Below are 26260 nucleotides of genomic sequence, written 5' to 3' on the forward strand. Positions count from 1 at the left end.
TGGCGGAACCGGTCGTAGACCGTCGACCAGGCCCCGAACTCCGGCGGCGCCTCCCGCCACTGGCTGCCGGTGCGAAACCGCCAGACCACGCCCTCGAACCGGTCCCGCAACCGTTTCGGATACGGGCCGAACCCGCCTATCGGCAGGAACGGTTCGATCAACTCTCACTCGTCATCGTCGAGTTCACGTCGTGCCACGACAGTGTTCTATCAGCTTGTGAACAGAGAAGATCACAAGCTCCGTACAAGCCCTAGACGAGTAGCTCCGATGTCCCCGTCGTGTCTGGCCGACTTTGTTGACCCGGACGCATGACGGACGATCTTGCAGGCATCATGGGAGTCCGGCCTTGAAGGAGTAACACCCGTGAGACTGGTCTCCGACCCCGCATACGACGAAGTAGACCTCTCCGCGTCGGCGGAAGAGCTGAACCGCTTGGCGGACGCGGTGGCCCTCGGCAAGGGGCTGTTCACCTCTTCGCCGGGCGGCGATGTCCTGGCGGGGGTCGAGGTCAAGAACGCTCCCGGCCCCGGGGTCTTTATCGGCTTGGACTCCGAGCGGCAGGTCCTTGTGATCAGCGGTGACTCCGCCGGCAGGGCGGTGCTCGCGGACAACCTGCGCGGCATGGCCACCGCCGAAGACGGCGGTCACCTCCACCTCGAGTCCCCCGGGCACGACTACCTCGTTGAGGGGTCTGTGCCGTTGGTGGTCAACAGCCCGCACGGGGGCATGCCAGCCCGGTGAGCTGGTGGTCGCTCATCGTGCCGTTTCGGTGCCCATGCAGTTCTGTTCCGGACGCCTCGGGGGATTGCTTCGGACCTCTCGGGTGTCCGTTGGCATACTGGGGGGATGGACGCACGCGTGCGGTATGCCGATGTCCGGCCGTACACGGTGCCGGACGCTTTCGCGGAGTTGGCCGGCCCCGCCGAGGGTGTCGTCACGTTGCCCGTGTCCTTGGATTGGACGCCCAAGCAGTCGTACGACCTGGCGGACGACGTCGATGTGCGTCTGTTGTACGAGACGGTGCTCCGCGAGGCGATGCATACCGGGGAACTCGGTCGCTATGTCAACGGCGACCTCTTGGCACGCATATGGCCGCGGCTGTGGTTGCCGCTGCGCCTGCGGGTGATGTGGGAGTCGAAGTTCCCGGACCTGGTGCCCGTCGCCGCATAGCATTCCGGGCATGGATCCCCTGCACGCCAGGCTCGCCCGCGTAGGGCTCGCCGCCGCTTCTTCCTACGGTTTCGTTCTGGCGGGTGGCTACGCGGTCCAGGCCCACGGCTTTCTCGAACGCATCTCGGACGACGTCGACCTGTTCACCGACATCACCGATCCTGTGGCGTTCGCCGAGGCGGTGCACCGCGTGGCCACGGCGTACCGGGACGACGGCTTCACGGTCGACGTCGAGCTCCTCGGTGAGGTGTTCGCCCGCTTCACGGTGATCGACGAGACCGGGCGCGAGGCGAAGGTCGAGATGGGCTGCGACTGGCGATCCCGCCCGCCGGCACAACTCGACATCGGCCCCGTCCTCCACCCCGACGACGCGGTTGCCAACAAGGTCACCACGCTGTTCGGGCGAGCCGCCCCACGTGACTACCTGGACGTGGACGCCGCCCTCGCCTCCGGTCGTTACACCCCGGAACGCCTCCTCGAACTGGCCGAAGAACACGACGGTGGCTTCGACCGACCCTATTTCGTGCTGGCCCTTCAAGCAGTCGACCGCTGGCCGGATCGCGAGTACGCGGTCTACGGAATCGACGACGAGCAGATCGCACGCATGCGCGAGCGACTGAAAAATTGGGCCACCCAGATCATTGGGACCCGGCCGACGGAACCGAGCGGTGAATCTTCCACCTAGAGCTCTGACCGCATAGGTTCACCGGGTTGGCGGCTTCGGTGCTCGGACCGGCTGGACTCGGTGTGGGAACGATTTGAGCGGGTGGCGGAGCCGATCAAACCAGGCTTCCGGCATGTTTGGTCCGACGTTGGTGATCGAGTTGGCGGAACCGCTCTCCCCGGCTGCGCTACGGGAGTTCCACGCGTTGATGGTGGGGCTCTCCTCCCACTTGCCGAGAAGCGGCCCCAGTGTTTGCCGGAACATCCACGTGTGGGCCGCATCTGCTTGCGGCAGGGCCTGGCGACGCAGGTGTGAGGTCAACATGACTGGTGTTGGAGACCGGGGGGCCGGGTGGACCCTTCCGGGGCTGCAGCGAGCATCCCCTACTCGACCGATGGCGGCAGAGTCACCTTTGAGGGTCGGGCGGCAGTACGGTACCTGGCTTATCTCATCACGGGAGACTTGCCCGCCGAACTGGAGAGTCGTCGGGTACGCAGAGTGAAGTGCCGGCAGGGACACACCCTTCCGGTCGACGACATCATCGTATGGCCGGTCGCAGACGAAGACGAGACCGCAACTCTCGAGTTGTCAGTTGGTGTTCGGTATCGGCCGAGTTTCGCTACGGGGGACGCGGACATCCGGAAGTCAATCGGTATGTTCCTCGCGGCAACACACACGTCGCTGCCCTGCGGGGTCGAGCGTCATTTGCAAATCGAAAGACTCAGGACTGAAATCGCCGAGTTGAGAGGTCGAATGACCAAACAGGACGAGACAATCGCACAAACTTGAGCAAGTTGCGACAAGAGGCATTGTCTAGGTTGGATGCCCGGCGCGACGAGAGCATGCGGGTACATGCGCAGGTCACTGACGATCGCTGCGCCCGCAAGGAGGTCTTTCATGGGCGTAATCGGCTCCTGCGGTCAACCAAGGAGACGTACGACTCGAGCCGGCGCCGTAGACCGGTCGGACGTGACCAGATCGTTACGTGAGAGATCTCAACGTAGGCCGGGAGCCGTCCCGAGGGTCGGTTATAGGCTTGATGGGTGATTTGGCGCCGTGGAACACGTTCGGTTGACGTCCAGCGACTGATCGACGAGGTGGTGCACAGCAGAGACGATCGCACGGCGCACGCGGCGGCATGCCGACGTGCCCTCGAGGTGCTCAACGAATCCGACCATGGGGAAATCTGGGCCAACATTCAAGCTCTGTACGCTCAGGCGCTGAGTTATCTTGACGAGCGGAATTTACGCAAGAATGTCGAAGAGGCCAGGACGGCCGGGATGCGGGCGATCCGGTATTTCGAACAGCGAGGGCCCTCCGAGTCGCTCGTGAGCACGCGAGGGGTGATGACAGACACCGAGTACACATTCGCACTGCGGTACCTCGAACGGGGTGGACCCGACCGAGTGGAAGATATCGAGGCGGCGATCAGCCACCTGGAGATCGCGTTGCGCGGATATTCCAAGCAGCAGCACCCGGATTATTGGGCCGATACCCAGGAGGAGCTCGGGAAATGCTACGCGGAGCGGCTGCGGGGATCACGCGAGGACAATCTGGATAAGGCGATCCGGCGTTATAGGGAAGCGCTTACCGCGCGGACACCGACGTCGAATCCACGTGCGTGGGCTCAGTCGATGATCGGGCTGGCGATGGCCTATCAGCACCGAGGTGCCCGCGACCACGCCGACATCGAGCTGTCGCTGGCAACGTTCCGGGAGGCGCTGGACAAGGTGCGCGACCCCGAACTGGCGGTCACCATCAACCACGGGTTGGGATTGGTGTACAGCCAACGAGTCCAAGGCGACCGGGCAGCGAACATCGAGGCGGCCATCCAGCATCTGACCGCCGCACTGGAAGGCATGGGACACGAGCGCAACCCGGAGAACTGGGCCCTTACGCAACAAGCGCTCGGCGCCGCGTACGACGACCGTGTCGTCGGCGAACGAACCGACAACATCGACAAGGCGATCGGTCATTTCGAGGCGGCGTTGGGAGTGCTCGGCCGCGAGCGGAACCCTGACGTCTGGGCGATGACCAAGCGCAGCCTGGGTTTGGTGTACCTGCGCAAGCACGACGCGACCCGGGCCATCGAACACCTGGAAGACTCGCTGACCGTGCGGACGCGAGAGCGCTACCCCAGGGAATGGGCCCTGACCACCGACACCGTGGCTGGGGCATACTTCAGCCGCAACGGCGACGACGCCGTGGCCGATACCGACCGCGCCATCGTGTTGCTGCACGCTACGGCCGAGATGCACGACCGGTTCGCCGACCGCCGCAACTGGTTGACGAACCGGCTCATCCTGTCCGCAGCTCTGCAACGGCAGGCGACACTGGCCGGCACCGACATGCGAGCGGAGCAAGTCGAGTTGCTCCAAGACGTACTTGAACACATCTCTGCCGAGAGTGATCCTCGGCAGTGCATACTCGTGGCGACCCGCCTGGGGGAGTTACTGGCCGACCTCGGCAGGTGGGAGGCCGCCGCGATCGTGTTCCAGAAGGCACTGACCGCAGCCGAAGTGATGTACCTGTCCTCACTTACCACTGCGACACGCCGGCACAACGTCGAGACGAATGGCGCGATCTTCCGGTCGGCCGCCTACGCGCTGGCCAAGGTGGGACGCCTCGAGGCGGCCGTGACCGTCCTGGAGCACGGGCGAGCCAGGACGCTTGGCGAGGCGCTGGACCGGGACCAGGCGGATATGGATCGGTTGCGGCGGGAAGACCCGACTCTGGTGCAGAACTACTTCGACGCCGTGGATCGGCTGCGCCGGATCCAGGCCGAGGAGTTCGAGGCTTCCGGATCGCGCCTGGTCGAGCTGGCCACGCGGGCGAGGACCGTACGAGACGACCTCGACCGGCTCATCGACGATGCCCGTCGAACGCTCGGCGAAGACTTCCTGGCTGCGCCCGACCTGGCAACGATCGAATCGGCGGTCGAGGCCGGAACCGCGGTCGCCTACCTGAGCACCACCTGGTGGGGCACGCTTACTCTGCTGCTCGTGCGCACCGAGCCGGAGATCGTCGAGATCCGTCCGCTCTGGGCCGACGACTTCACCGGTCGCGACATCGACGTGATCATGAATCAGACGACGTCGGACGACCCGGCCCGGATGATCTTCAACGGCTACCTGATGCGTATGTTCGGGTGGTACGAGACCCGTTTTGAAGACGGCAGCGTCGCCCTGACCACGGTGCCATGGGACTCGCCCGGAGCCGTCACCCGCTCGGCGAAGGAGGAAGGCGGCAACACGGCGATCCTCGGTGAGCGGGTTATGGCCGGGATCGGCCGCGCCGTGGTCGCAACCGGGGCAGAGCGCGTGGTGCTGATTCCGTGCGGTCGACTGGGAGTACTGCCCGTGCACACCGCGAGCTACGGCGGTCGGTGCCTACTCGACGAGACCGACGTCACCTTCACCCCGTCGGCCAGGGTACTCGTGCGGGCCCGGGAACGACTGCGCCGCAACGACTGGCCGGAGCCGGTCCTTGCGGGCGTGGGCAACCCGCTCCCGCACCCGAACCCGCTCGCCTTCGCCGCTGCCGAGCTCGAGCAAATCGCGCGGCTGTTCGCCAACGGAAGCCGGCTCTACGGCGAGCAGGCGACGAAAGAGGCCGTACTCGGCCTCGCCGACACCGCGACCCATGTACACCTTGCCTGCCACGGTTCCTACGAGCTCGGCGACTTTGCGCCGCATCTCCAGTTCGCGCACGCGGCGAAGCTCTCCTTCGCGGACATCACACGGCAGCGCCCCTTCGCCGGCAGCAGGCTGGTCGTGATGTCCGCCTGCCAAAGCGCGATCCTCGACCTGCGGACCTCCGATGAGGTGATCGGTCTGACGTCGGCGATCCTGGCCGCCGGCACGCCCGGAGTGATCGCGACGCTCTGGCCGGTCGACGACCTGTCCACCGTACTGTTGATGGACCGCTTCTACACCCTGCATCTGCGCGGAGAATCCCGGACCGGCGAGGGCCCGATGACACCGGGCCGGGCACTGTGCCGAGCACAGCGATGGCTGGCCACTGTGACCGCCCCCGAGCTACACGAGCTCTTCCTCAACGACGAGAACCTGCGTGTGGCGGCCAAAGCCATCGATGACGGCAGCACGAGCCGGTATCCGGGCGCCATGGCCGCCATGAACGCCGCCCGGTTCGGCCTGCAGGAGCCCAACGTTCGCCCCTTCGAGAATTCCTACTACTGGGCACCGTTCGTGTTCGTAGGGGAGTAGCCACATGCTCGACGCACACAGCGGCGTGGAAAGGATCGTCGCGGTCGTCGCCGACGACTGGGACGAGCTGCCCGCGCATTTCGGAAACTCATGGGCCGACGTGTTTCCACAGATCGCAGAGCTCGCCTGGACTTTGGACGCGACCGGCGATTCCGACCGCAACGCCGTGCTGGCCATGCGACTGGCCATGCTGTTTGCCGGACACCCCACGGTCGCACCGCGGCTGCGCCACAGCGCGGAGGGTACCCGCAGGCACGGGACGAACGACGTGGCCAAGCCGATCCCGCTCGCCACGGCACTGGGCGCGCTGCGATCCCGGGTGGCCGAGGTGGCCACGACCCGGTACACGGAAGTCTTCGCACCGCGGTCGATGCGGCTCGGAGAACGAGGCGTGATCACCGTGCGGTTGACCCGAACCGGGCTTGCCGCGAGCATCGGTCCGGACCGCGTTTCCGTCGACGGTGACCGGGAAGTCGAACTCCGCCTGTACGACCCGTCCGGCGCGTTCACCATTGAGGGCAACCCCATCCGGGCGCTGACGATCCCACCGGACACCGACAGCGAGACCGCCGCCTTCCATCTGACCGCGCTCGCCACGTCGACTACGGGTTTGACGCTCGATCTCCTGCAGAACGACGTGATCGCTGCGACCATCCACATCCCGCTGCCGATCGTGGCCGAACCCGCCGCGGTAACCGAGCAGTCACCTGTGGCCGGGTTCGAGGTCGCTCCCACCACGCTGACGCCCGCCGACCTCGAACTGAGAATCATCGAGAGCAAACACGACGGAGGCTCCACGCTCAGCTTCTTCTTGCACTCTCCCAACGGATCGGCCGGGTACCACCATTTTCCCGCCGGGGAGGTGACGATCTCCGGTTCACCTCGGGAGCTTCAGCGGAAACTGTTCGACGATCTCGAGAGCCGGCACGGAAGCCGGGGTGTCCGACGCCAGCGGGCGCTGGGCTACCAGCTCTATCGTGAACTCCTGCCTCCCGCGCTGCGATCGGCCTACCGGGACCTGTCCGCGAAACCGTTGCGAACACTGCACATCACTTCTGACGAGCCGTGGATCCCCTGGGAGCTGGTACTCCCGTACGACGCCGACGGACCGGGTCCGACCGTCGAAGATGATCATTGGTGCGTCCGATTCGAGCTGACTCGCTGGCTTGCCGGACCAGCGGGCCCGCCTGCATGCGTCACGGCACGATCGGCGGTCTTCCTGGAGGCGTCAGATCCACCCGGCGCCGATCCCCTACCGGCCGTGCGGGGTGAACGCACGCAACTGCTCGCACTCACGCGGCGACTTGGGATGGCCGACCACAGCCCCGCCAGGGCCGACTCCGCCGCAGTCGACGCCTTGCTGGACAAGGAAACCGGCCACATCGGGCTCTGGCACTTCGCCGGGCACGGCGACGTGTCCGCACTGCTGCTCGCCGACGGCGTGCTGCTCACTCCCGACGAGCTCGCAGGTCCCCGGCAGTCCGCGCTGCGCGCCCGCCGCCCACTGGTGTTCCTCAACGCTTGCCGCGCGGCGCGCCAAGAGCCGTCCTGGAGCGGTCTCGGCGGCTGGGCACAAGCCTGGGCCGGCCGCTGCTGGTCACCATTCGTCGGTCCCATGTGGCAGGTCACCGACCAGCCCGCCGCGTTCCTTGCGGCGGCCTTCTACAACCGGCTGGCCACCGGCGCGACCGTTGGCCGGGCCATGACGGAGGCCAGACTCGACACCCGCCAACGCTGGCCGGACGACCCGACTTGGCTTGCCTACAGCGTCTACGCCCATCCGAACACGACGATTCCCTTCCGGCCGGATGTTCCATGAAGAACATTCTTTTCCGCCAAGCGCCACTGCGGGCATGACCATCGCCGCGCCGGCGGCGAGACACCGGGGCGTCGTCCGCGAGCCCCGGCCGCCACGCAGGCCGCCACGGGGCGGGATGAGAGGGCGAGATCCGACTGCCCGGGCGCTGCCCGGTCCGAGACGCGGGCACCCTGTTTCAGGGTGAGGACAGTCGGACGCTCGGCACGGCGGCGGCTCCACCGCCGCCGTGGGCGTTCAGCCGCACATCAAACTTGACGATTCGACCACCCCTGACCGGGTGGGACGAATCTACTTTGCAGTCGACCAGAACCATCTACGGTGGATCGTTGACCATGTTGGATTGAGCTCTACAACTTGTGATGACGACGCTGCGACCCGCACCGAGCCGAGGGGAGTAGGTCGTTGAGTCGCTGTTCCCTCGGTCGGAGCGATCATCCAACGCAGGGCCGAGAAGCCCGACTTGTGCCGGCCACCGGGTTACGTCTCAACTCTGCTCGGATGCCAGGCGGTGCGTACACCATCACTGCCAGGACCCAGTGGACTCTCCGTCACCTGATCGCGAAGGCACGGCCGGTTCGTCAGCGGTGGCTACCGCCAGCTCGCGGTGCGTTGACGGCCGCCCCTCAGGGGCCTGCGGCCGCCGAGCGAAGGGTGAGCAGCGTGATCTCGCTGGGTGCGAACACGCGGAACGGCGGTCCCCAGAAGCCGGTGCCCCGGCTCGTGTAGAGCAGGGTGCGTTCCCCGTGCCGGCTCAGGCCCTGCACCACTGGCTGGTCGATCCGCACGAGCAGACCGAACGGCCAGATCTGGCCGCCGTGAGTGTGCCCGGAGATCTGGAGGTCGATGCCCGCGGCGGCGGCGTGAGGGATGTACTTGGGCTGGTGCGCGACGAGCACGACCGGAAGTTCCGGATCCGCGCTCGCCAGCGCGCCGCTCAGGTTCGCGCGGTGCCCGGTCAGCCCGGAGTGCTCGGCGGTCAGGTCGTCCACACCGGCCAGAACGAGACGGTCGCCGGCGCGCTCGACGACGACGTGGCGGTTGTGCAGCGCCTCCCACCCGAGTTCCGTCATGCGGTCGAGCCAGCCTTCAGCCTGGCCGAGGTATTCGTGGTTGCCCGTGACGTACACCCGGGCCAGCCGCGCTTGGACCACCCCGAGCGGCGCGGACTGCTCCCGGCGCTGGTCGGGCGTGCCGTCGGCGATGTCGCCGGCGTGGACCACGATATCGGCGTCCAGTCGGTTGACCGCCTCGGTCACGCGCGCCGACCAGTCGGCGCGGTCTATCGGCCCGTAGTGCGTGTCGGCCAGGACGACGACGCGGACCCCGTCCAGGGCCGCGCCGAGCCGGGGAAGGGAAACGTCCAACCGCCGCACGCGGGGTACGCGCATCGCCTCGAAGTGGCCCCAGGCCAACAGCCCGACCGATACCGCGGCGACGGCGACGGCGACGATCCTGGCCCGGTGCGCGCCGCCGGTGCCGAACCCGATGAGCAGGAGATGCGCGAGGCCGCCGAGCACCGACCAGGTGAACAGGACCCAGACCACCCCGAGCATGGTGTCGGCGACGCGGGCCGCCCGGTCCGCGCGCCGCGCGTGGCCGGTGAACATCAGAAACGGAAACGTCGCCAGGGCGCCGCCGAAGAGGACGGTGCCGGTCACGAATACCGGAAGCGGCCAGTCGGTGCCGGAAGCGAACAGCGTCCACCAGGGCAGTACGAACAGCAGGGCGAGGACGAGTAGAAGGACCCCGATCCCACGCAGCCGCCGAAGAACACGCGCGGGGTTTCGCTCGCGGGGGAGGGGCGTCGTGTGGGTATCCGTCCGGGCGGACTCCTGGGCGTTCTTGGCTTCGGAGTCGGTCGGCATGAATCCAGTTTCGCAGACGCGCGGGTGGTGGGGTGAGGCATGTGGTGATGGCCCGGCGCCCGGCGTGGTGTGACGGTCCGTCGGCGACCCGGCCCCGGCCGCGCTCGTCGGTGCCCGGGGTGGGGTCGGACTGTCGGTCGCGTGTCGCCGCCGTGAGCTTGTCCACTTGTGCCTTCACCTGTGTGCCAGGCACGAACTCGGCGTTGTACGAGGTGCTCTCCGGCCGGCCGTCGTAAGCGTGGTGGTTGAGCGACTTCATGCCGTCCGGATTGACAGTCCCGTCCGGGCGTAGGCTGTCTCAGCGTTCCCGGAGGTCGTCGCCCCCTGCGTCACGGGGTACAACCTGGACGGGCATTACTGCTGCAGCAGCAGCCGACACGCGGTGTTCAGGTGGCGGTGCCCGGCGAACGCATCACAGATCAGCGAGGTGCCCAGGAAGCCGGTGCCGATGCGGTACCCGTTGGCCCGTACCAGGGCGGCGAGCCGGTCGGCCGCGTCGCTCCGCCGGCTGGGACAGGCCCTAATGATTTTGATGAGTGATGCGGTGCCGGCCGCTGCCTGGGTGTGGCCGAGGTTGGATTTGGCGGAGCCGAGGTGCAGTGGTGTGGTGCGGTGGGGTGTGTAGGTGTTGATGAGTGCGTTGGCTTCGATGGGGTCGCCGAGGGTGGTGCCGGTGCCGTGGGCTTCGATGGCGTCGATGTCGGCGGGTCGCAGTCCCGCGTCGGTGAGGGCGGCGGTGATGACGCGTTCTGGGGCCGGTCCGTTCGGCGCGGTCAGTTGACTACTGGCGCCGTCCTGGCCGATCGCCGACCCACGCACGACGGCCAGGACACGTCGGCGTGCTTTCTTCGCGTCGGACAACCGTTCCAGCACCAGGACTCCGACGCCTTCGCTCCAGCCGGTGCCGTCGGCGTCGGCGCCGAACGCTTTGCATCGGCCGTCCGGTGCGAGACCCCGTTGCCTGCTGAACTCGATGTGCGTGCGTGGCGTGGCCATCACGGTGGCTCCGCCGACCACGGCGAGGTCGCACTCGCCGGCGCGCAGGGCCCGGGGCGCGAGGTGCAGGGCTACGAGTGACGACGAGCAGGCGGTGTCGACGGTGAGGGTGGGACCGGTGAAGCCGAAGGAGTAGGCGATCCGGCCGGACGCCACGCTCGCGGCGCTGCCGATCCCCAGATATCCCTCGTGCTCGACGGGCATCGGCGACGGTCGGCCGCCGTAGTCGTCGTACATCACGCCGATGTGGGCCGACGCCGCAGCGCGGGTCGCCAAGCGCCGATTCCCCGGCCACCCGGCGAGCGACGGTTCGGGTTCCTCGCCGACCGGATGTCACGCGTGATGACGCGGTGACGGACAGCGGAGCCCAGGTGAACGACCCGCCTTGGAGGACAACATCGCTCTACCGGGGCTCCGCTTCCCGCGTCCGGCACTCAGCCGGATCGACACCGCTGTCACCGGTCCCGAAGCCGTGACATCACGGCTCTGCGCCAAGGCAGTAGGCAGATGCCGCAGGTCAGTTGCGGTCGTCGTAGCGCAACCCGGAGATCACCAGGTCGATCAGGTGGTTGGTCTCTTCCCGGTTGTCGTCGGCCTGACCCGCTGCCAGTACCACGGCGTTGACCAGGGTCAACGTGCGCTCGGGGCCGACGTCCGGGCGGATGGCACAGGCCTGCTGCGCTCGCAGCAGCAGCAACTCGACGGCCAGCGACAGCCGGCGTCGGCAGGCTGTGAAGAGCTCGGCGTCGCCCTCGTAGCGGCCGGTGATCAGACCCTTCATGCCGCGGTGCTCGGTGAGCAGACCGGCGAACTCGTGCAGCCAGGTGACCAGGGCCGGCAACGGCTCACTGCCCGCGGCCAATTCGCCCGCGCGGGCGGCGAGTTCGTCTACGTGCCCGGCGTACACCGCGGCGAGCAGGGCTTCCCTGGTGGGGAACCTGCGGTACAACGTGGCGGTGCCCACGCCGGCGGCTCGCGCAATCTCGCTGAGCGGGGCCTCCGGCCCCTGCTCGGCGAAGACCAGCGTCGCCACCTCCACCAGCCGCTCGGCGTTGCGCTGGGCGTCCGAGCGCAATCCCTTCGCGCGTTCAGCGGCCATCGTCGACCTCCAGGAAAGTGGGCGGGTCGCCCGTTTACAAAGTGGGCGGGTCGCCCATATCGTAATCCCTGCCCGACGCGACCGAGGGCCGAGGCCCGGTGGCATCGGCTGGCCCCGGCTGTGCGTGGGCTCCCTTGACCGTCTCTCCCGAAGAGGGGATCCGATGACCGAGCGGACCGCGCCTGCTGCCGGCCGGCGCATGGCGATCGTCCTTGCCGTGTTGCTCGTGTGCCAGCTGCTGGTCGGCATCGACACCACCATCGTCAACATCGCCCTGCCCGACATCCAGGCACAACTGCACTTCTCGCCGACCGGCCTGGCCTGGGTGTTCAACGGCTACACCCTTGCCTTCGGCGGGTTGCTGCTGCTCGGCGGCCGTGCGGGCGACCTGCTGGGCCGACGTCGGATGTTCACCTGCGGCGTGCTGCTGTTCACCGTGTCATCACTGCTCGGCGGCCTGGCCACCGAGTCGTGGTGGTTGGTCGCGGCCCGGGTGCTGCAGGGCATCGGCGGCGCGATGGCATCACCGAACGTGTTGGCGCTGATCATGGCCAACTACGAGGACGGCCCCCGGCGGACCAAGGCACTCAGCGTATTCGCCATCGTGACCAGCGCCAGCCTCGCCCTCGGCCTGCTCATCGGTGGCCTGCTGATCTCGGCCGGCTCGTGGCGCTGGGTGTTCTTCGTGAACGTGCCCATCGGCATCGCGATCCTCGTCCTCACCCCGATGTTCGTGACCGAGACCGAGACCCACCGCGGCCGGTTCGACCTGGCGGGCGCGATCACCGCGACGGCCGGCGTTGCCGGGCTGTCCTACGGGGTGATCCGCACGGCGACCTCCGGCTGGGGCGATCCGGTCACGATCGTCGTCTTCGTCGTCGCGGCGCTGCTGCTCGCCGGTTTCGTCGTGATCGAGTCGCGGGTGGCGCAGCCGATCATGCCGCTGCGGCTGTTCGCCGACCGGCGCAGGGTCGCAGCGTATGTGAACACGCTATTGGTGCCGTCCACCATTTTCGCGGTCATCTACTTCCTCACCCAATACCTGCAGGAGGGTTTCGGTTACGGTCCGCCGGCCACGGGTTTCGCGTTCCTGCCGATGACCGTCGTGCTGATGGGCGTGGTCCGGTTGGTAGGCAGGCTGATCAAGCACTGGGGCACCCGCCCCGTCATGGCGGTCGGCATCGTGTTCGTCACCGCCGCGCTGCTGTGGCTCACCCAACTGTCCAGCGGCAGCACCTACCTGGCCAACGTGCTGGGCCCGCTGGTGCTGTTGGGCGTCGGAGCCGGGCTCACCACCGTCGCGCTGAGTGTCACGTCGTTGTCCGGCGTTCGCCGGGAGGACTCCGGGGCCGGAGCCGGGCTGTTCCAAACACTCCAGTGGAGCAGTTGGTCGCTCGGTCTGGCCGTGCTGGTCACCGTGTACGACAAGGGCACGGGCACGGGCACCAGCCCCGACGACTCGCCGGCGCACGGCACCTCGTCGGCGTTTGTCGGCGCGACGGTGATCGCGGTGCTCGCGCTGCTCAGCACGCTGATCTTCGTGCGCAGCGCGGTCCAGCCGGGCGCACCGGCCGCCAAGGCGGGCACGGTAGCCGACAAGGCACCGGCCGAATAGGTCGAAAACCGTCAACCGGGCAGAAGTGACCGGCCTCGGCTTTAGATCCGCTTGAGAGCCTCGGACGACGCTCCCTCTCGTCTGAGGCTTCTCACACGGAGGAAACCGACACACATGACGATCACTGAGACCACTCGTCCGCTGCGCGGGACTGTCGCGCGGTTGGTGGAGCTGTTCGGGGAGACGCTGCCCGTTCTCGACCTGTTCGGGACCGAAGGTGCGGCGCTGTACGACAACATGAGCCGCAACGACCGTTCGGAGGTCGCGGAGTTCCTCCGGGTCGGCGGACCGGCGCCCAAGCAGGTCCTGGAACTGGCCTGCGGCAACGGCCGGACCACGCTGCCATTGCTGGAGGCCGGCTGGGAAGTGGTGGGCCTCGACTCCTCGCCGGACATGCTCGGCCGGCTGGCCGCCCGGCTGGAGGAGTCGGAATGGCAGCAGTACGCGGGCAAACTGGAGACCGCCGAGGGGAACATGACCTCGTTCTCCCTCGACCGCAAGTTCGACCTGGTGGTACTCGGCACGAGCACGGTGTGGATGCTCGACGCGGAGGGCAGGGCATCGCTGTTCAAGAGCGTGCACGAGCACCTCGCAGACGGCGGGAAGTTCCTGTTGACCCTGCTGCACTTCAACCTGATCGACGAGACGAGCCCAGCCTTCGAGCGGGCCACCAACTGCATCGCCCAGGGCACGACCGCGCCATCGTTGTGCACGCTCTACGACTGCGTGGGTCCGGCCGAACGGCTGCGGACCATGAGCATCTTTGCTCACCAGATCGAGGACGGGCGGGTCACGAACAGCGCGGTCCACACCACGTCGACCAACCTGATCACCCCGACCGAACCCCGGTCGGCACGCGGGCCCCAACCCGCCGCACCGGCCGACGCCTTGTGCTGTGGCCTCGCGTTCGGCATCCTTCGTCACCGCGGCGTCAAGGGATGAAGGCGGTCTGACCTCCCCAGAACCGGTTCGTGGTCGCTGTGGTGGCGCTGTACGCACATCGGCTGACGGGCATGCAGGACGTGACGGTCGGCCTGGCCGTGGCCGGCCGCCTGGACCGGGCGGCGCGGTGGCCCCGCGCTCGCGGGGATGGTCCTTCCTGGAAGACCGTCACCGCTCTCAGCGACCGGCTCCCCACGCGGTCGTCCTCGCCCGACCTGCCCGCACACCCGAACTACCCCCGCGTCCCGGCCGTGTTCAACGAGGCCACCAGTGCGCTCCGGGCCCGTGACGTCTGCGAAGCCCTCGTCGACCACGAACCACTGCCGAAGAACATCGAACGCGCTCGGGTCAAGCTGAAACGCCTCGTCAAGCCCGGCCTCCTCACCGAGACCGGCTCCGGCAGTTTCGCCAAGAAGCAGTAACCGCCCCAAGTCCGGGAAACGGCAACCTACTCCGCTCGTACCGAGAAACGGACCCCTCGTCAAGGACGCGATCTGTTCGACGAACGTCCCTTTCCCGCAAGTGTTTTCGTCACACACGAAGCGGCGCACACGCAGGAGGACGGACACACACCGGCCGCCGAGCGGCCGATCCGCTAGCCGTCGCGTATAGACGTCGTGCACGTTGCCGCCCTCACACCCACACCCGGGACAACGCGCCGTTGGGCGCCCACAGTGCGCGTCGACCCGCACCGCGTCACCGACAACCCGGACCCCGTCCACCACCAGGTCCTGGACCTCCGGCCACACCAACTCTCGGAACCCTCCGACGTCCTCCATGCAAACGACGTCGAACGCCCAACCTCACTCGGGGCACCGGTTGTTCGGAAGTGACCGTCTCGGAATGCGCGTCACAGCCCGGTCGGCCCACCAGGGACGGGACACCTTCGTGTCCGTTGCGGCCGGCTTCGGGAGTCCTGGGCCGGCTCAGCGGGCCGTCGGAGCCGGCAACGCGACCGCCTCGCGCAGCTCGTCGGCGGCCTGGGTGATGAGCTGGGAGCCGACCAGGTCAAGACGACCACGGATCCGCGAGGTCGCACCCTCGCCTATACGTACGACGAACTCGGCCGCAAGACCTCGATGCGTCAGGACAGCCCAAGCGGACCGCTGCGAGCCGAATGGGCCTACGACGCTCTGCCCGGCGGCCTCGGCTTGCCCCGATCATCCACGCGGGTCGACAACGGTCTGCGCTACGTGTCGGAGACCACCGGCTACGACACCGTGGGACACCCGACCGGCGTCAAGGTCACCATCCCCTCGGCGCCGGGCGAGGAGAAACTGGCCGGCGAATACACCACGAACAGCAGCTTCACCGCTGGTGTCGGCCTGCTCGACAAGGTCACCTACAGTCGCTCGTGGACTACGGATACACGAAGTTCGGGCTCGTGAACACGGTGGTATCCGGAACCACGCGCTACGTCAACGGGACGCTGTACTCGCCGTTCGGCGAGGCGATCCAGACTCGGTTCGGCAACGTCGGCCGCCGAACGATCGCGTCGATGTCGTATGCGGAAGACACACGACGTCTGGTGCGCACGGTCACCGACCGAGAGAAGGCCGGGCCGCAGACCCTCGACGATCTGAACTACACGTACGACCAGAGCGGCAACATCGTTCGGATCCAGAACAAGCGCGACGACGCGACGAGCAACGACACCCAGTGCTTCGGGTACGACTACAGACGCCGCATGACGAACGCCTGGTCCGCGACGGACGGTTGCTCCGCGGGGCCCGCGACGGGCACTGCGCCGCATGTCGGAGGCATCGACCCGTACTGGACGTCGTACACCTTCGACGCGGTCGGTAACCGCGTCGGCGAGCGGCAGCACGATCCCGCCGGCAATGCCGCCAACGATGTCATCAAGACCTACAACACCCAAGGCCACCAGGTGAATTCGGTCGACGTGACCGGACACGCCGGTCCTCCTGGCGGACGGTTCGACGAAGCCGATCGACCGGATCAAGGTTGGCGACGAGGTCGCCAACACGGACCCGGAAGCGCCGAAGGACGACGGCTCCGGCGACACCGGTACGCAAAAACATGCCGTCAGCGCCGTCCATGTGACGCACGAGGACAAGGCGTTCGTCGACATCGGTGTCGAGACCCCCGACGGCCCGCACACCATTACCGCGACGGCGGATCACCGGTTCTACGATGCGACCACCCGCGCGTGGACCGCCGCGAAGGATCTCAAGGCGGGCGAAGAGCTCGAAACACCGACGGGTCAGGCGAGAATTCGCACGGTCGACCCGTACGCGGCACGCATGCGCACGTACAACCTGACCGTCGAAAAGGTGCACACCTATTACGTCGGCGCCGGTGCCACGTCCGTGCTGGTCCACAACGACGACGGCAAGAAGTGCAACCACGTCGTCCTCGGCCTCGCCCAGCCCGGGAAACGCGAAGTACGGTCAGGACGACCCGAGGACATGAGCGATTCGGGCCGCAGGCGGCCGTTGTGGATGACGGCGGTCGAAACCGCGGTCAAGGACGAGGCCAACACCGAGCTGTCCGTGACCCTGGAGGGTCTGCCCGATCTCGACGACGCCCCTGGGGAGCTCAGGGGCAGGTTCTTGCGGGCGGCCCTGCGTGGGCCGTGGGCCGAGAAGCACGGTGACGAGGACCGAATCAAGCAGCGAGACGAAGACGGTCAGGGCTACGGCACGGCATGGGAAATGCTCACGATCGTCAGGGCCGTGGACGCGAAGCAGCGCTCGGGGCTCGATCATGTTCTATCTAGTGGACAAGTCGACCGGAAAACACACGCCGGTGGTCAAGCCCTTTGCGCCGGTCACCGTAAAAGAGGTCGAGAAGGAGTACGAGCTTCAGCTCGTGCTGAACGCGGTCATGGGTGCGCTCGCGGCGATGTTCACATTCACGTCGCCCTGGTGATCCGGCCGGGACCAAATATGTGCGGACGGCTAAAATGTTCGGTCCATACGGCCTCGAGCATTCGGCGCTTGACGGCCGGTATTTCCGGTCCTCCGACGCCCGGACCGTCGGGTTCCCATACCGATGAACGAGTGCGGGCAACGTGATGAAGGGGTTCGACCGATGTCGGGGAACATGGACGTGACCGTGGGGGACCTGAAAGGGCTCCCGGATGGCGGCGGTCTCTCGCCGGCTCACGTGGAAGGTCTCGTTGCCGGGCTGGTGTTCAATCGGTCGGCGGACGGCACGGTCGTGGAGCGGATCCTGAGCCTGGATCCGGTTCCGCGGATCGGGGAGTGGTTGACGCGGGTCCCACTGCCCGGGGCGGCCGGGGACGCCGTGGCCGCACACCCGAATCCTCGCGTCCGCGAGTACGCGACGAAGAACCCCCATCTGGGCGTCGAGGTGCTGACGCGACTGATGGGGGACACCGACACCGATGTCCGGATCGGCGCGATCCGCGCGTTTCGTGAACGCGGCGAGACCTTGCCGGACGGGTGGCCGGAGCGCTTGGCCGATGATCCCGACGCCGGGATCCGCGCACAGGCGGCGGCGCCGGACCTGCCGACGGCGGTGCGGCTGCGCTTGGCGGCGGATCCCGATCCGCTCGTGCGCAGGTTCGCGATCCTGCGTCCGGGTCTGTGGGAGTACATGGACGCGGGACTGCGGGCGAGCCTGGCGGCGGATCCGGTCCCGAGGGTGCGTTCGGCTCTGCAACTCGTCCGGCGCGGCGCGTGGTTGCCGCGTTCGCTCACGGACTACGAGGCCGAGACCGACGTCCGACGGTCGAGGGGAGCCACCGAGCGTGGCGAACTCGGCCGGGATCTCGCCGAGGCCCTGGTACGCAGCGACGACGTGGAGACGCGCACGCGGGTGGCGGGCAACCCGCATCTGCCGACCGAACTCGCCCTGGTACTGGGGGAGGACGCCGATGCGGGGGTGCGGTTGGCGGTCTCCGTGCGCCAGGACCTTACCGAGGCGCAGCGGGCGGCGATCGATCACCCGACAGGGCCGGGTCGGTTTCTGGCGTTGTCGTGGGTGGCGGAGCAGGCCGAGCGGGACCCGGCGAGCGCGCGGCGCACGGCCTCGTCGGGTCATGTCCTGTTGCGGCGTGCGACCGCGGGGGTTCGGCGGTTGCCGGCGGATGTGGTGGAGCTCTTGGCTCGGGACGAGGATTACCAGGTGCGGTACACCTTGGCGCAGGAGTGCGACGACGCCCCGCACAAGTTGATCATCGCCGTGTACGCCGCCGATCGGGACGAGTTCTGGGGCATGCTCACCCGGCGGCCGAATTTCGCGCGTCCGGGGTTGGAACGGTTCGCTGAGGACCCCGATTCTCGACTGCGAAACGCCGCGCTGTTCGACCCGGACATCGAACCGGGTCTGGTGACCCCCAGTCAAGGAGATGGGCCATTTCCGCAGGTCAGGGGTACTTTATTGCTCGATGTGGCGTTCGTTTTTCGCTATGTCGTGCCGTTTCGCGCATTGCGTGTGGTCCCCAAATGGTCCCCAGGGCGTGGGAGTTCCGTAGCCCCGAATCTGACCGTGTGCAGCAGACGGAGGACTGTGTCTGCTGTGGGGGAGTCAGGCACCGCCGAAGCCCGCCCATCCCTGTGCCGGGGTGCAATGCGGCGCGATCGAGTCCATCCATCGGTTCGTTGCGGCATATTGCGAGTTTGTGCCGCAGCCGTTCGCCAGCACATGGAACCGTATTCGAGGCGGGTGGATGTTCGCTCGGTATGACCACCGGCAGCGCGATGTCGAGCTGGTGATGGGTTCGCTGCATGGTGATCCGCGGCAACTCGGGGTGCTCGTCGCCTCCGGGCGCCAGCTGCGTGAGGATCTTGTGACCGGGCTGCGCGAGGTCATCGCGACGGGCGTGTGGATGGAGGACTGGCACGTACGGGCGGAGGCTGCGCAGTGGCGCGGCAATCCCCGTTTTCGTCGCTTCCTCTGTTTCCGCTCGGGCGACCCAGGCAGCACCGCGTCCTCGGTGATGTGGAGAAGGCCGACGGAGAACCGTGAGGTTCTTCGTCGGCGGTGAGCAACAGGCCGACATGACCGAAGGCTAGAGGGTCCACGCTCCGGTGAAGAGAAGCGTGGGTGGACGCGGCGACTGGCAACAGGGCAGTGGGTTTTACCCGCAAGAAAGCCGTGTGTGGCACGGCAGACGATCAGGATGGTGGCTGGGCACTCGACTGGTGTTGGCCTGACGAGGCAGTCTGCGCGAGTGCCGGGTGCCCGAGCCCTATGCCGTCGGTGGGTCGGTCGGTTCCAGCGGCATGAAGCGTGAGTAGTGAGCCTGGAAGGCGACCGTGACAACTCCGGTTGGGCCGCTGCGTTGCTTTGCCACTTGCAGGTCGGCTTCGCCGGCGCGCGGCGAAGCTTTGTCGTGGGCATCTTCGCGATGGAGGAGGATGATGACGTCGGCCTCGTCCAGGAGCGAAGGTTCCAGGTCCGACAGACTTGGTGGGCGCTCGGATCGGGCTGCGGTACCCGCGATCAGGCGGGACACGACAACCACGGGGATCTTGAGGTCACGGGCCAGCTGCTTCAAGGAGCGGGCGAGGGAGCGTGGCCCGTCGTGGTCGATGTCCGGTGCGACGACGAGTTGCACGCAGTCGACGACAGCCAGGCGCAGGTCGTTGCGGGCCGAGAGCGACTCGCTCCGTTCGCGGATGTCCTGCATTGAGAGTCGAGGCGAGTCTTCGATGTAGAGGAGAGCGGCCGCCAGTTTGAAGTGGCGGGCAAGTCGTGTCCATTCCTCCTCTCGGAGACCGCCGGAGCGAAGACGGAAAAGGGGGACTCGCCCCTCTGCGGACAGGAGCCGCATCCGGATCTCGCTGTCTGTCATCTCGCAGGAGAAGAAGACGCTCGCCAATCCCTGGGCGATCGAACACGAGCGAACGAAGTCGAGTGCCAGGGTGGATTTTCCCATGCTGTGGTCTCCGGCCACGACAACCAGTTGACCGGGCCGGAGGCTACCGATCACGTAGTCGAGCCGGGGAAACCCGGTCGAGATCCCGCCGGTTGGTATGCCGCGAGAGTTGACGGCCTCGATCTCGTCGAGTGCGCCTTCCCAGCCGAACTCGCCCTGGTCGGGTTCCTCGCGTTGCTTGAGCAACCGACGCAGACTCATCTCCGTGCTCATGGCGGTGGCCCGCGCATCGACGTCCGCCTCGACTTCGGAAACATGTTCCCGGTCGACCCGACGTCCCAGAAGCACGAGGTCGCGAAGGAAGGCGCGGTCGACGAGCCGCATCGCGCACAACTCTGCGATCTCGTTCGCGATGCGAGCCTCCGCGACGAGGCCGTCCAGGTAATCCTGAACCGACTGGTCCGCTTGCACCTGCACACTCTTGTCGAGCCTTGCGCTGATGGAGGCGGCGTCTGCCGGATCGCCGTTCGCGTACACGTCGAGAATGGTTTCGTAGATCGAGGCGTGCGCCGAGTGGGAGAAGTCCCTCGCTCTCAGGTGTTCCACGACATCGGCGATGACGTCCTTGTTGAGGAGCATCCCTCCCAGGACCAGCCGTTCATCTCTCGCGTCGCTCCAGGGAACGTCGCTTCGAGTCTTTTCGGGTGACGCCGACGCCGTTCCGGGGTGCTCGGGGACCGCGCCACCGAGACCCGATGTCCCCTTCTTTGGTGATGGCCTCGCCTGTTGCCAACTTTCCTCGACGGTCCTGCGGAGGATCTCCGCCTCGCCAGCGGCTGTTCCGTGATTCTGCGCCTCCCCGGCCAGCCACGTGCTCAGTGTTCGTAGCGCGTAGCCCTTCGGGAAGACGGCCCCGTTGAGGATGCGGCCCAGTGCCGAGGGGTTCAACGTCGAACCCAGGGACGAGTCGTCTCGGATGCCCTTGGCGATCGCTCGAAGCCCCGGCGGGCCTGCTTCGACGTACAGGCGATGCAGGGCCACGAGGAAGTCGCGACGGGGCCCGGGCGGGACCGTCGTCTCGTCGGGTAGGGCGACCCCCAAGGTTCCGCGCCGCCCGGCCACCGCATCTCCCCACTGTCTCGAAGTGTCCCACTGTCAGTTTCCCGAAGTCGACGACGCAGGTCAGGCATTCGCCGAAATCTCGAACTGTCGCAAGGCGTTCAAGAGCGGAACCCTCGGACAATCGCCCGGGAGGCTTGAGACAACACATTCCAGGGAGGTCGCCATGACACTGCTCAACAGATTCGGATCGACTGCCGTTCGTCGTCGGGCCTCGCGCCATGGGCGGCATCTCTTCACCGGTGTCGCGCACGGGGCCGCTGCGGCGATCGGGAACGCGATCGTTGTCGGGATCATCTGGTGGCTGCGTAACGGGTGACGACCTGTGCACCCCAGCCCCCGGATCAGCACTTGCCGGGTCCGTCGACTCCCATGTGATTTGCCGTCGTTGCTCCGTCAACGTTCATTGCGAGATGAGCGCTCGATGAACGAGATGTCCAGCACGATCGGGGTCACGTCGACCCCATGTGTGGCGTTCAGTTCGGCAGCCTGCTGATCCAGGCGGGCTTTCATCGTGGCCGGCCTGTTGGCGCGTGCCCGGTTCAGATTGCGGTCGGAGTCGTCCCAGCCCTTCAAAGGGAAGTCGCCCACCAGGTAAATCCCGTGGGGTGTGCCGTGGTGGGGCAGGTAGTCGTTGACCAGTTGGTCGTGCATGGCGGTGAACAGGGCTTCGTGCCAGTTGCCTTTGACCTCGATGACGACGCTGACGGGGGGCATGGTCGTCCTGCCCGGACCGGTGTGCAGAGGGAGGGCCCTGACGATCAAGTCGGCGCGGTTGCCGGTGCCGTCGCGTTTCCGGTTGATCTGGACTTCTCGGTCGACGACGACCCTGGATCCGGCGAGACGCAGTTCGAGTCCGTGCAGGAGGTAGTCGGAAAGATCGTTCTCGTGTTTGGGGCGGAACCGGAGTTTGGGTCTGCCGGGGCCGGGTTCCGTTTTGGTGGCGGGGTATTCGTTCCACAATGTGAACGATTGGGCGAAGCCTGTGGTGAGGTCTTGTTGGATGTCTGCGAGGGTGTCGACCACCAGCGTCACGAGGTCGGCGCCGCTGCGGACGACCCGCCTGCCGGGGTTGCTGAAGAGAGCGGCCAGTTCTTGCGTGCTCGGGCTGCTCCAGACTTGAGCGCGGTGGGTGTTCTCGGCCGCCACGGCGTGGCTTCGTAGGACGCGTTCGCCCGGCATCGACCTGGACATCGCATCGAGTGTTCTGACCGTATGTGCGGTCCGGCGCTCGCTCAGGTAGGTCAGTACTCTGTCTCGCCACGTTTGGACCTGGTCGTCACCCGCGGTGAAGCCGTCGATGAGCAGGGGCGGATCCGTGCTCGGCGGGTGGCGTCGCACCAGGAGTGTCGCCAATTCGACGAGAGCGGTGTCGTGAAGCCGGGTCTCCAGCGCGAGGTCCCGACGGCCGGCGGCGGCCCGCACGAAGGCGTCGAGGTCGCTCGGGTTCTTCTGCAACATCTGGGAGACGACGAGCCATGTGTTCGCAGGATCGGCATAGAGCGACGAGAGGATCACGGCGGTGCGGAGGGCGGAGTGTCGGAGAGGTGTGCTTGGCGCGTCGAGGAGCCGTAGAACCCAGCTGCGGGTCTCGTGGTTTCCAAGTGCGACGATCTGTTCGAGCACCGCCCGCGTCGTCTCCAACCACGTGCGCGCGACAGTGGCGTCGTCCGGGGTGGTTGGAGGCGTGACCGTGACTCGTTCGATCAGAGTCGGTAGGAGCGCGAGTATTGCCGCTTCGATGCGTTCGGACCACACGCAGGAGAGAAATCTGGTCTGCCTGGCATCCTGTGGATCGTCTGATGTTGCGAGAGTCAGAAGAGTGTCCTCAAGTTGCTCCCGAGCGAATTCCCTTGTGCGGACCAGCAAGTGTCTCTTGCAGTCCGCACTGCCGCCGTCATCCGTGACGTCGACTGCGGTGATCACCGGTGCCCATGTGTGCCAGACGTCGGCGGACAGGCTGTCGAGACCATCTGGACGCCTTTCGAGGTAGGCAAGGGCCAGGTACCCGGAAACCGCGCACTCGGACCTGACCGTCGTTCCGATCCGGCCGTCCGTCCCGGGGGAGGTTTGCGTGAGATAGGCGATGGCGGCTTGCTCCAAGAGATCGGGCCACGGCTGTCTCAAGTGCGCGATACCAGGATGATTGCGAAGGTCGTCGCCGAGACCGATGTAGGAAGCTCCCGTGTTCGGGTCGGTCCTAAGCTTCTCGATCAGGCGCGGGAAGCAGGCGGGGTCACCGTTTGCCGCCGCGGTCAGGTTCTCATTCAGAGATCGGACGAAGTCTTCGTACTGTGGCCAGGTTTTCTGGCGTTGTCGTTCTCGTCGTGCCCTGCGTGCGGCGAAGGTTCCGTCATCGATGGGAGTGGGTTCGAAGTAGGGTCCGAATACCGCGTTCCAGACTCGGGTGCCCTGAAGGGGCCACACCAGCTCCCAGGTTTCGATGTCTTCGTGATTCCACGCCGCGCCGATGAGTGGATGGAGCGTGGCGGCCGTGGCGGGATCCCACTGCGCTTCCATCTCGATGAGCCACATCAAGTCGTCTTGATCGACCAGGCTCCGTCGATTCTCGAAGTCACGTGGGAGGTCCTCGACGGCGGCTCCGAGAGGCTCCGCATGACGAGGCCAGGACCATCCGTACGCGACATGTCCTCCGTCACCGACCTGCTCGCACAGACCCACCAACTCGGTCACCAGGGCCCGCCGCAACTCGCGCGCTTTGCCTGCGGCCGGTGAGCCCGGCGGCACGCACAAGGGAGCGGGGACGGCGAGTTCGATGTCATCGTCCCTGAGCAGCGTGAGGATCCATCGTGCGATGTCCGGGATGCGTGTTGCGACGCCGGGGCCGGTCAGCGAACGGTCCACCAGTCGCTGGAGGACCTCGCGATCCTGGACACGGAGCCCATGCGACTGCTCGCCTGTGGAGGTATGGCCATCTGCCGCGCCCCACGCGGCCACGCGTCCCAGGTCCTCCTCCCGTAGCCGTCGCGCCAACCCTGCTCGAAAGTCGTAGTAGGCATACGGTGCGCGACTGTTCTTGGCCGGTGCCAAGGCCTGCAGGAGTTCGTCGATCGTCAAATGATCCGGCCAGAGGATGTCCAGCAACAGACCCCGAAGTTCGTCCAAGGGATCGTCCACTGTGCCCGAAACCACTTCCGCCAGTCGGCTGCGGAACTCCACGGCCATCGCGTCCGGCGCCCACGCGTGTGCCAGCCGCATGGCCTTGGCGCGCGTGGCCGCGGGCAGATGTGATGCCGCCGCCAAGGCCACCACCGTCGGCAACAACTCGTCGCCCGCGACTTGGAAGGCGAGAGACAGCGCGAGTTTGCCGACGCGGAAGTCGGGGTTGTCGGGTGCGGGGTCGAAGCTCGGCTCGAGCAGCTTCTCCAGGGCGGGCCCGAGGTCGTCCGCCAACCCGACATGGGCCAACGGCCACAAGGCCCTGAACCGGGGCCAGACCTGAAGAACCCCGTCGCGTTCGCGGGCCAAGGCCGTCCGTGCGAGAACACTCCGATGGGCGGACGATTCGATCAAGTCGGAGTACGGCAACAGCGCCTCGGGATCCGCCTCCAGCAACCAGCCCGCCTGCTCTGGGTCCAACGCGATCAACCATGCCGCAGTCTCGCGCAACGCCGGATGGATACCCGGCGTACCGAGTTCTCCCCGTTGTACGAGCAACGGAAGCAACTGCTTGACTGACATCTTCCGTTCGGTGAGGTACCAAGCAGTCAGATAGGCTGCGTAGCTGTTGTGCACCGGCCTCAGGCGTCCGTCTCCGCGTCCGCTGAACAGGGCACTGTCGAGCACGCTGTGCAGAAGACGGCTCCCCACCTCGAACTCGCCATCTCCCTCGATCTCGGGAACTCCCCCCGTCAGGTCGTCGGCCCGCAGATCCCCGTCCTGCTCGTCCGCGGTGTCGTCAAGGACCACGCCGGCGGAGTGGGTGAGAAGCATGTGCGTACATACACGCGCAGCGACCATCATCCGGCGCCCGCGACTCTCCCGATGCGCCACGCGGACGCGAACCTCGCCCTGGGCGATCGCCAGGTGGGGGAGTGCATCGGCGTACACATCCGCGCGACGAGTCGGGAGCCGGTGGGCTCTCGTTGCGTAGATGCGCAGCAACAGATCCAGAGTCAACGGTGACGCAGCCAGAGGCCCCGCTCCCACCCGGCGGACCTCCGCGAGGAACGCGGGACCGTCGATTTCGCGACTGGCCGCCAAGGCGCATACATCCACCTCTCGGAGAGGCGACAGGGTGTACCGCTTGAGGGGCCCGAAGACCCCAACCACCGTGTCGGCGATCAGCCCCGGGTATGCGGCACTTCGACAGCCGATGAAGACTCGTCCGGCGGTGCCCCGGACACCGGACAGATACTCCTCGAACCATCCACACATCACCTTGAGACCCGCCGGGCACTCGTCGAGACTATCAAGGAACAAGGACGAGAACTCTGGCGCGCGGAGCGTCCCCGTCTCCGGGTCGAGGTGAAAGGGGCGGGTCTTGCGCCTGAAGGCGGACTCCTCCCTGATCTGTCCCAAGTCCACATAGAGGGGGCGTTCGTCGGGCGCACCCTTGCTCTCGGCTCTCACCTTCAGAGCCCGGGTCTTTCCTGCGCCCGGCTCGCCGAGCAGCACACCGGATTGTTCGAATACGGGCTCCAGTGGGAGGAGACCGGTGGGAAGCTGATCAAATCCGAACCAGCGATCGATCAAGAACCCGTGTTCGGTGAGAACGTTGTCTTCGTCCTGGATCCTGCAGAACCGCTCGACGGTCTTCGTAAAATTTCCCACTTACCCATCATGGTCGAATGCCGCCTGTGGTTGGGCGATTGTGCCCATCTCGTTCCTTCCGACAGCGGGCCGCTCTGCGAGGCTCTGACGCGGGTTGTATCACGGTGTGCCGGTTATCACCGGCAAGCCCGACGAGACTGAA

At 66.7% G+C, this 26260-nt stretch carries 18 protein-coding genes; 12 read left to right on the forward strand and 6 right to left on the reverse strand.

Translation table 11 applies throughout. The features are described 5' to 3' along the window. Positions 1-158 (reverse strand): transposase (locus GT354_RS02905; protein ID WP_346011824.1); only part of this gene is annotated, 158 nt, incomplete at its 3' end. 205 nt (positions 159-363) lie between these two features. On the opposite strand from GT354_RS02905, the gene GT354_RS02910 reads away from it, so the two are divergent. From GT354_RS02910 to GT354_RS02930, 5 genes are all read left to right on the forward strand, one after another. Then, positions 364-741 (forward strand): hypothetical protein, encoded by a 378-nt coding sequence (locus tag GT354_RS02910; RefSeq protein ID WP_161354564.1) that lies wholly within the window; start codon positions 364-366, stop codon positions 739-741. 105 nt (positions 742-846) lie between these two features. Next, positions 847-1170 carry a hypothetical protein gene (locus GT354_RS02915; RefSeq protein WP_161354565.1) on the forward strand — a complete coding sequence of 108 codons (324 nt, stop codon included), beginning with the start codon at positions 847-849 and terminating at the stop codon, positions 1168-1170. Between the two features lie 10 nt (positions 1171-1180). Continuing rightward, positions 1181-1855, forward strand: coding sequence for a nucleotidyl transferase AbiEii/AbiGii toxin family protein (locus tag GT354_RS02920; protein ID WP_161354566.1), 675 nt, complete (start codon positions 1181-1183; stop codon positions 1853-1855). Between the two features lie 1022 nt (positions 1856-2877). Beyond that, positions 2878-6060, forward strand: coding sequence for a CHAT domain-containing tetratricopeptide repeat protein (locus GT354_RS56320; protein ID WP_161354567.1), 3183 nt, complete (start codon positions 2878-2880; stop codon positions 6058-6060). A gap of 4 nt (positions 6061-6064) precedes the next feature. Then, positions 6065-7879 carry a CHAT domain-containing protein gene (locus tag GT354_RS02930; protein WP_161354568.1) on the forward strand — a complete coding sequence of 605 codons (1815 nt, stop codon included), beginning with the start codon at positions 6065-6067 and terminating at the stop codon, positions 7877-7879. Between the two features lie 623 nt (positions 7880-8502). On the opposite strand, the gene GT354_RS02935 is transcribed toward GT354_RS02930, so the two are convergent. From GT354_RS02935 to GT354_RS02945, 3 genes are all read right to left on the reverse strand, one after another. Further along, positions 8503-9744, reverse strand: coding sequence for a metallophosphoesterase (locus GT354_RS02935; protein ID WP_161354569.1), 1242 nt, complete (start codon positions 9742-9744; stop codon positions 8503-8505). Between the two features lie 354 nt (positions 9745-10098). Beyond that, positions 10099-11016 carry a beta-ketoacyl synthase N-terminal-like domain-containing protein gene (locus GT354_RS02940; RefSeq protein WP_272923745.1) on the reverse strand — a complete coding sequence of 306 codons (918 nt, stop codon included), beginning with the start codon at positions 11014-11016 and terminating at the stop codon, positions 10099-10101. Between the two features lie 241 nt (positions 11017-11257). Beyond that, entirely contained in the window at positions 11258-11839 is a 582-nt protein-coding gene (locus GT354_RS02945; RefSeq protein WP_161354570.1) for a TetR/AcrR family transcriptional regulator, read from the reverse strand. Between the two features lie 163 nt (positions 11840-12002). On the opposite strand from GT354_RS02945, the gene GT354_RS02950 reads away from it, so the two are divergent. From GT354_RS02950 to GT354_RS02985, 7 genes are all read left to right on the forward strand, one after another. Then, complete coding sequence (locus tag GT354_RS02950; RefSeq protein WP_161354571.1) at positions 12003-13454, forward strand: MFS transporter; 1452 nt, start codon at positions 12003-12005, stop codon at positions 13452-13454. Between the two features lie 114 nt (positions 13455-13568). After that, positions 13569-14396, forward strand: a complete 828-nt coding sequence (gene mpaM, locus GT354_RS02955; protein WP_161354572.1) for a daptide-type RiPP biosynthesis methyltransferase — start codon at positions 13569-13571, stop codon at positions 14394-14396. Between the two features lie 29 nt (positions 14397-14425). Then, positions 14426-14818: a hypothetical protein gene (locus tag GT354_RS53375; protein WP_346011821.1), complete on the forward strand. Its 393-nt coding sequence runs from the start codon at positions 14426-14428 to the stop codon at positions 14816-14818. Between the two features lie 657 nt (positions 14819-15475). After that, on the forward strand, positions 15476-15784 hold the full coding sequence (locus GT354_RS02970) for a hypothetical protein (RefSeq protein ID WP_237534322.1): 309 nt from the start codon (positions 15476-15478) through the stop codon (positions 15782-15784). Between the two features lie 537 nt (positions 15785-16321). Beyond that, entirely contained in the window at positions 16322-17434 is a 1113-nt protein-coding gene (locus GT354_RS02975; protein WP_237534327.1) for a polymorphic toxin-type HINT domain-containing protein, read from the forward strand. A 16-nt stretch (positions 17435-17450) separates the two neighbouring features. Beyond that, positions 17451-19070, forward strand: coding sequence for a hypothetical protein (locus tag GT354_RS02980; protein WP_161354574.1), 1620 nt, complete (start codon positions 17451-17453; stop codon positions 19068-19070). Further along, entirely contained in the window at positions 19054-19371 is a 318-nt protein-coding gene (locus GT354_RS02985) for a hypothetical protein (protein ID WP_161354575.1), read from the forward strand. Before GT354_RS02980 ends, GT354_RS02985 begins: the two co-directional genes overlap by 17 nt. Before the next feature lie 204 nt (positions 19372-19575). On the opposite strand, the gene GT354_RS02990 is transcribed toward GT354_RS02985, so the two are convergent. Beyond that, entirely contained in the window at positions 19576-21246 is a 1671-nt protein-coding gene (locus GT354_RS02990) for a DnaB-like helicase C-terminal domain-containing protein (RefSeq protein WP_161354576.1), read from the reverse strand. A gap of 474 nt (positions 21247-21720) precedes the next feature. Further along, entirely contained in the window at positions 21721-26118 is a 4398-nt protein-coding gene (locus GT354_RS02995; protein WP_161354577.1) for an ATP-binding protein, read from the reverse strand. Between the last annotated feature and the right edge of the window lie 142 nt (positions 26119-26260).

Source organism: Streptomyces sp. SID3343 (assembly GCF_009865215.1).
Classification (GTDB): Bacteria; Actinomycetota; Actinomycetes; order Streptomycetales; family Streptomycetaceae; genus Embleya.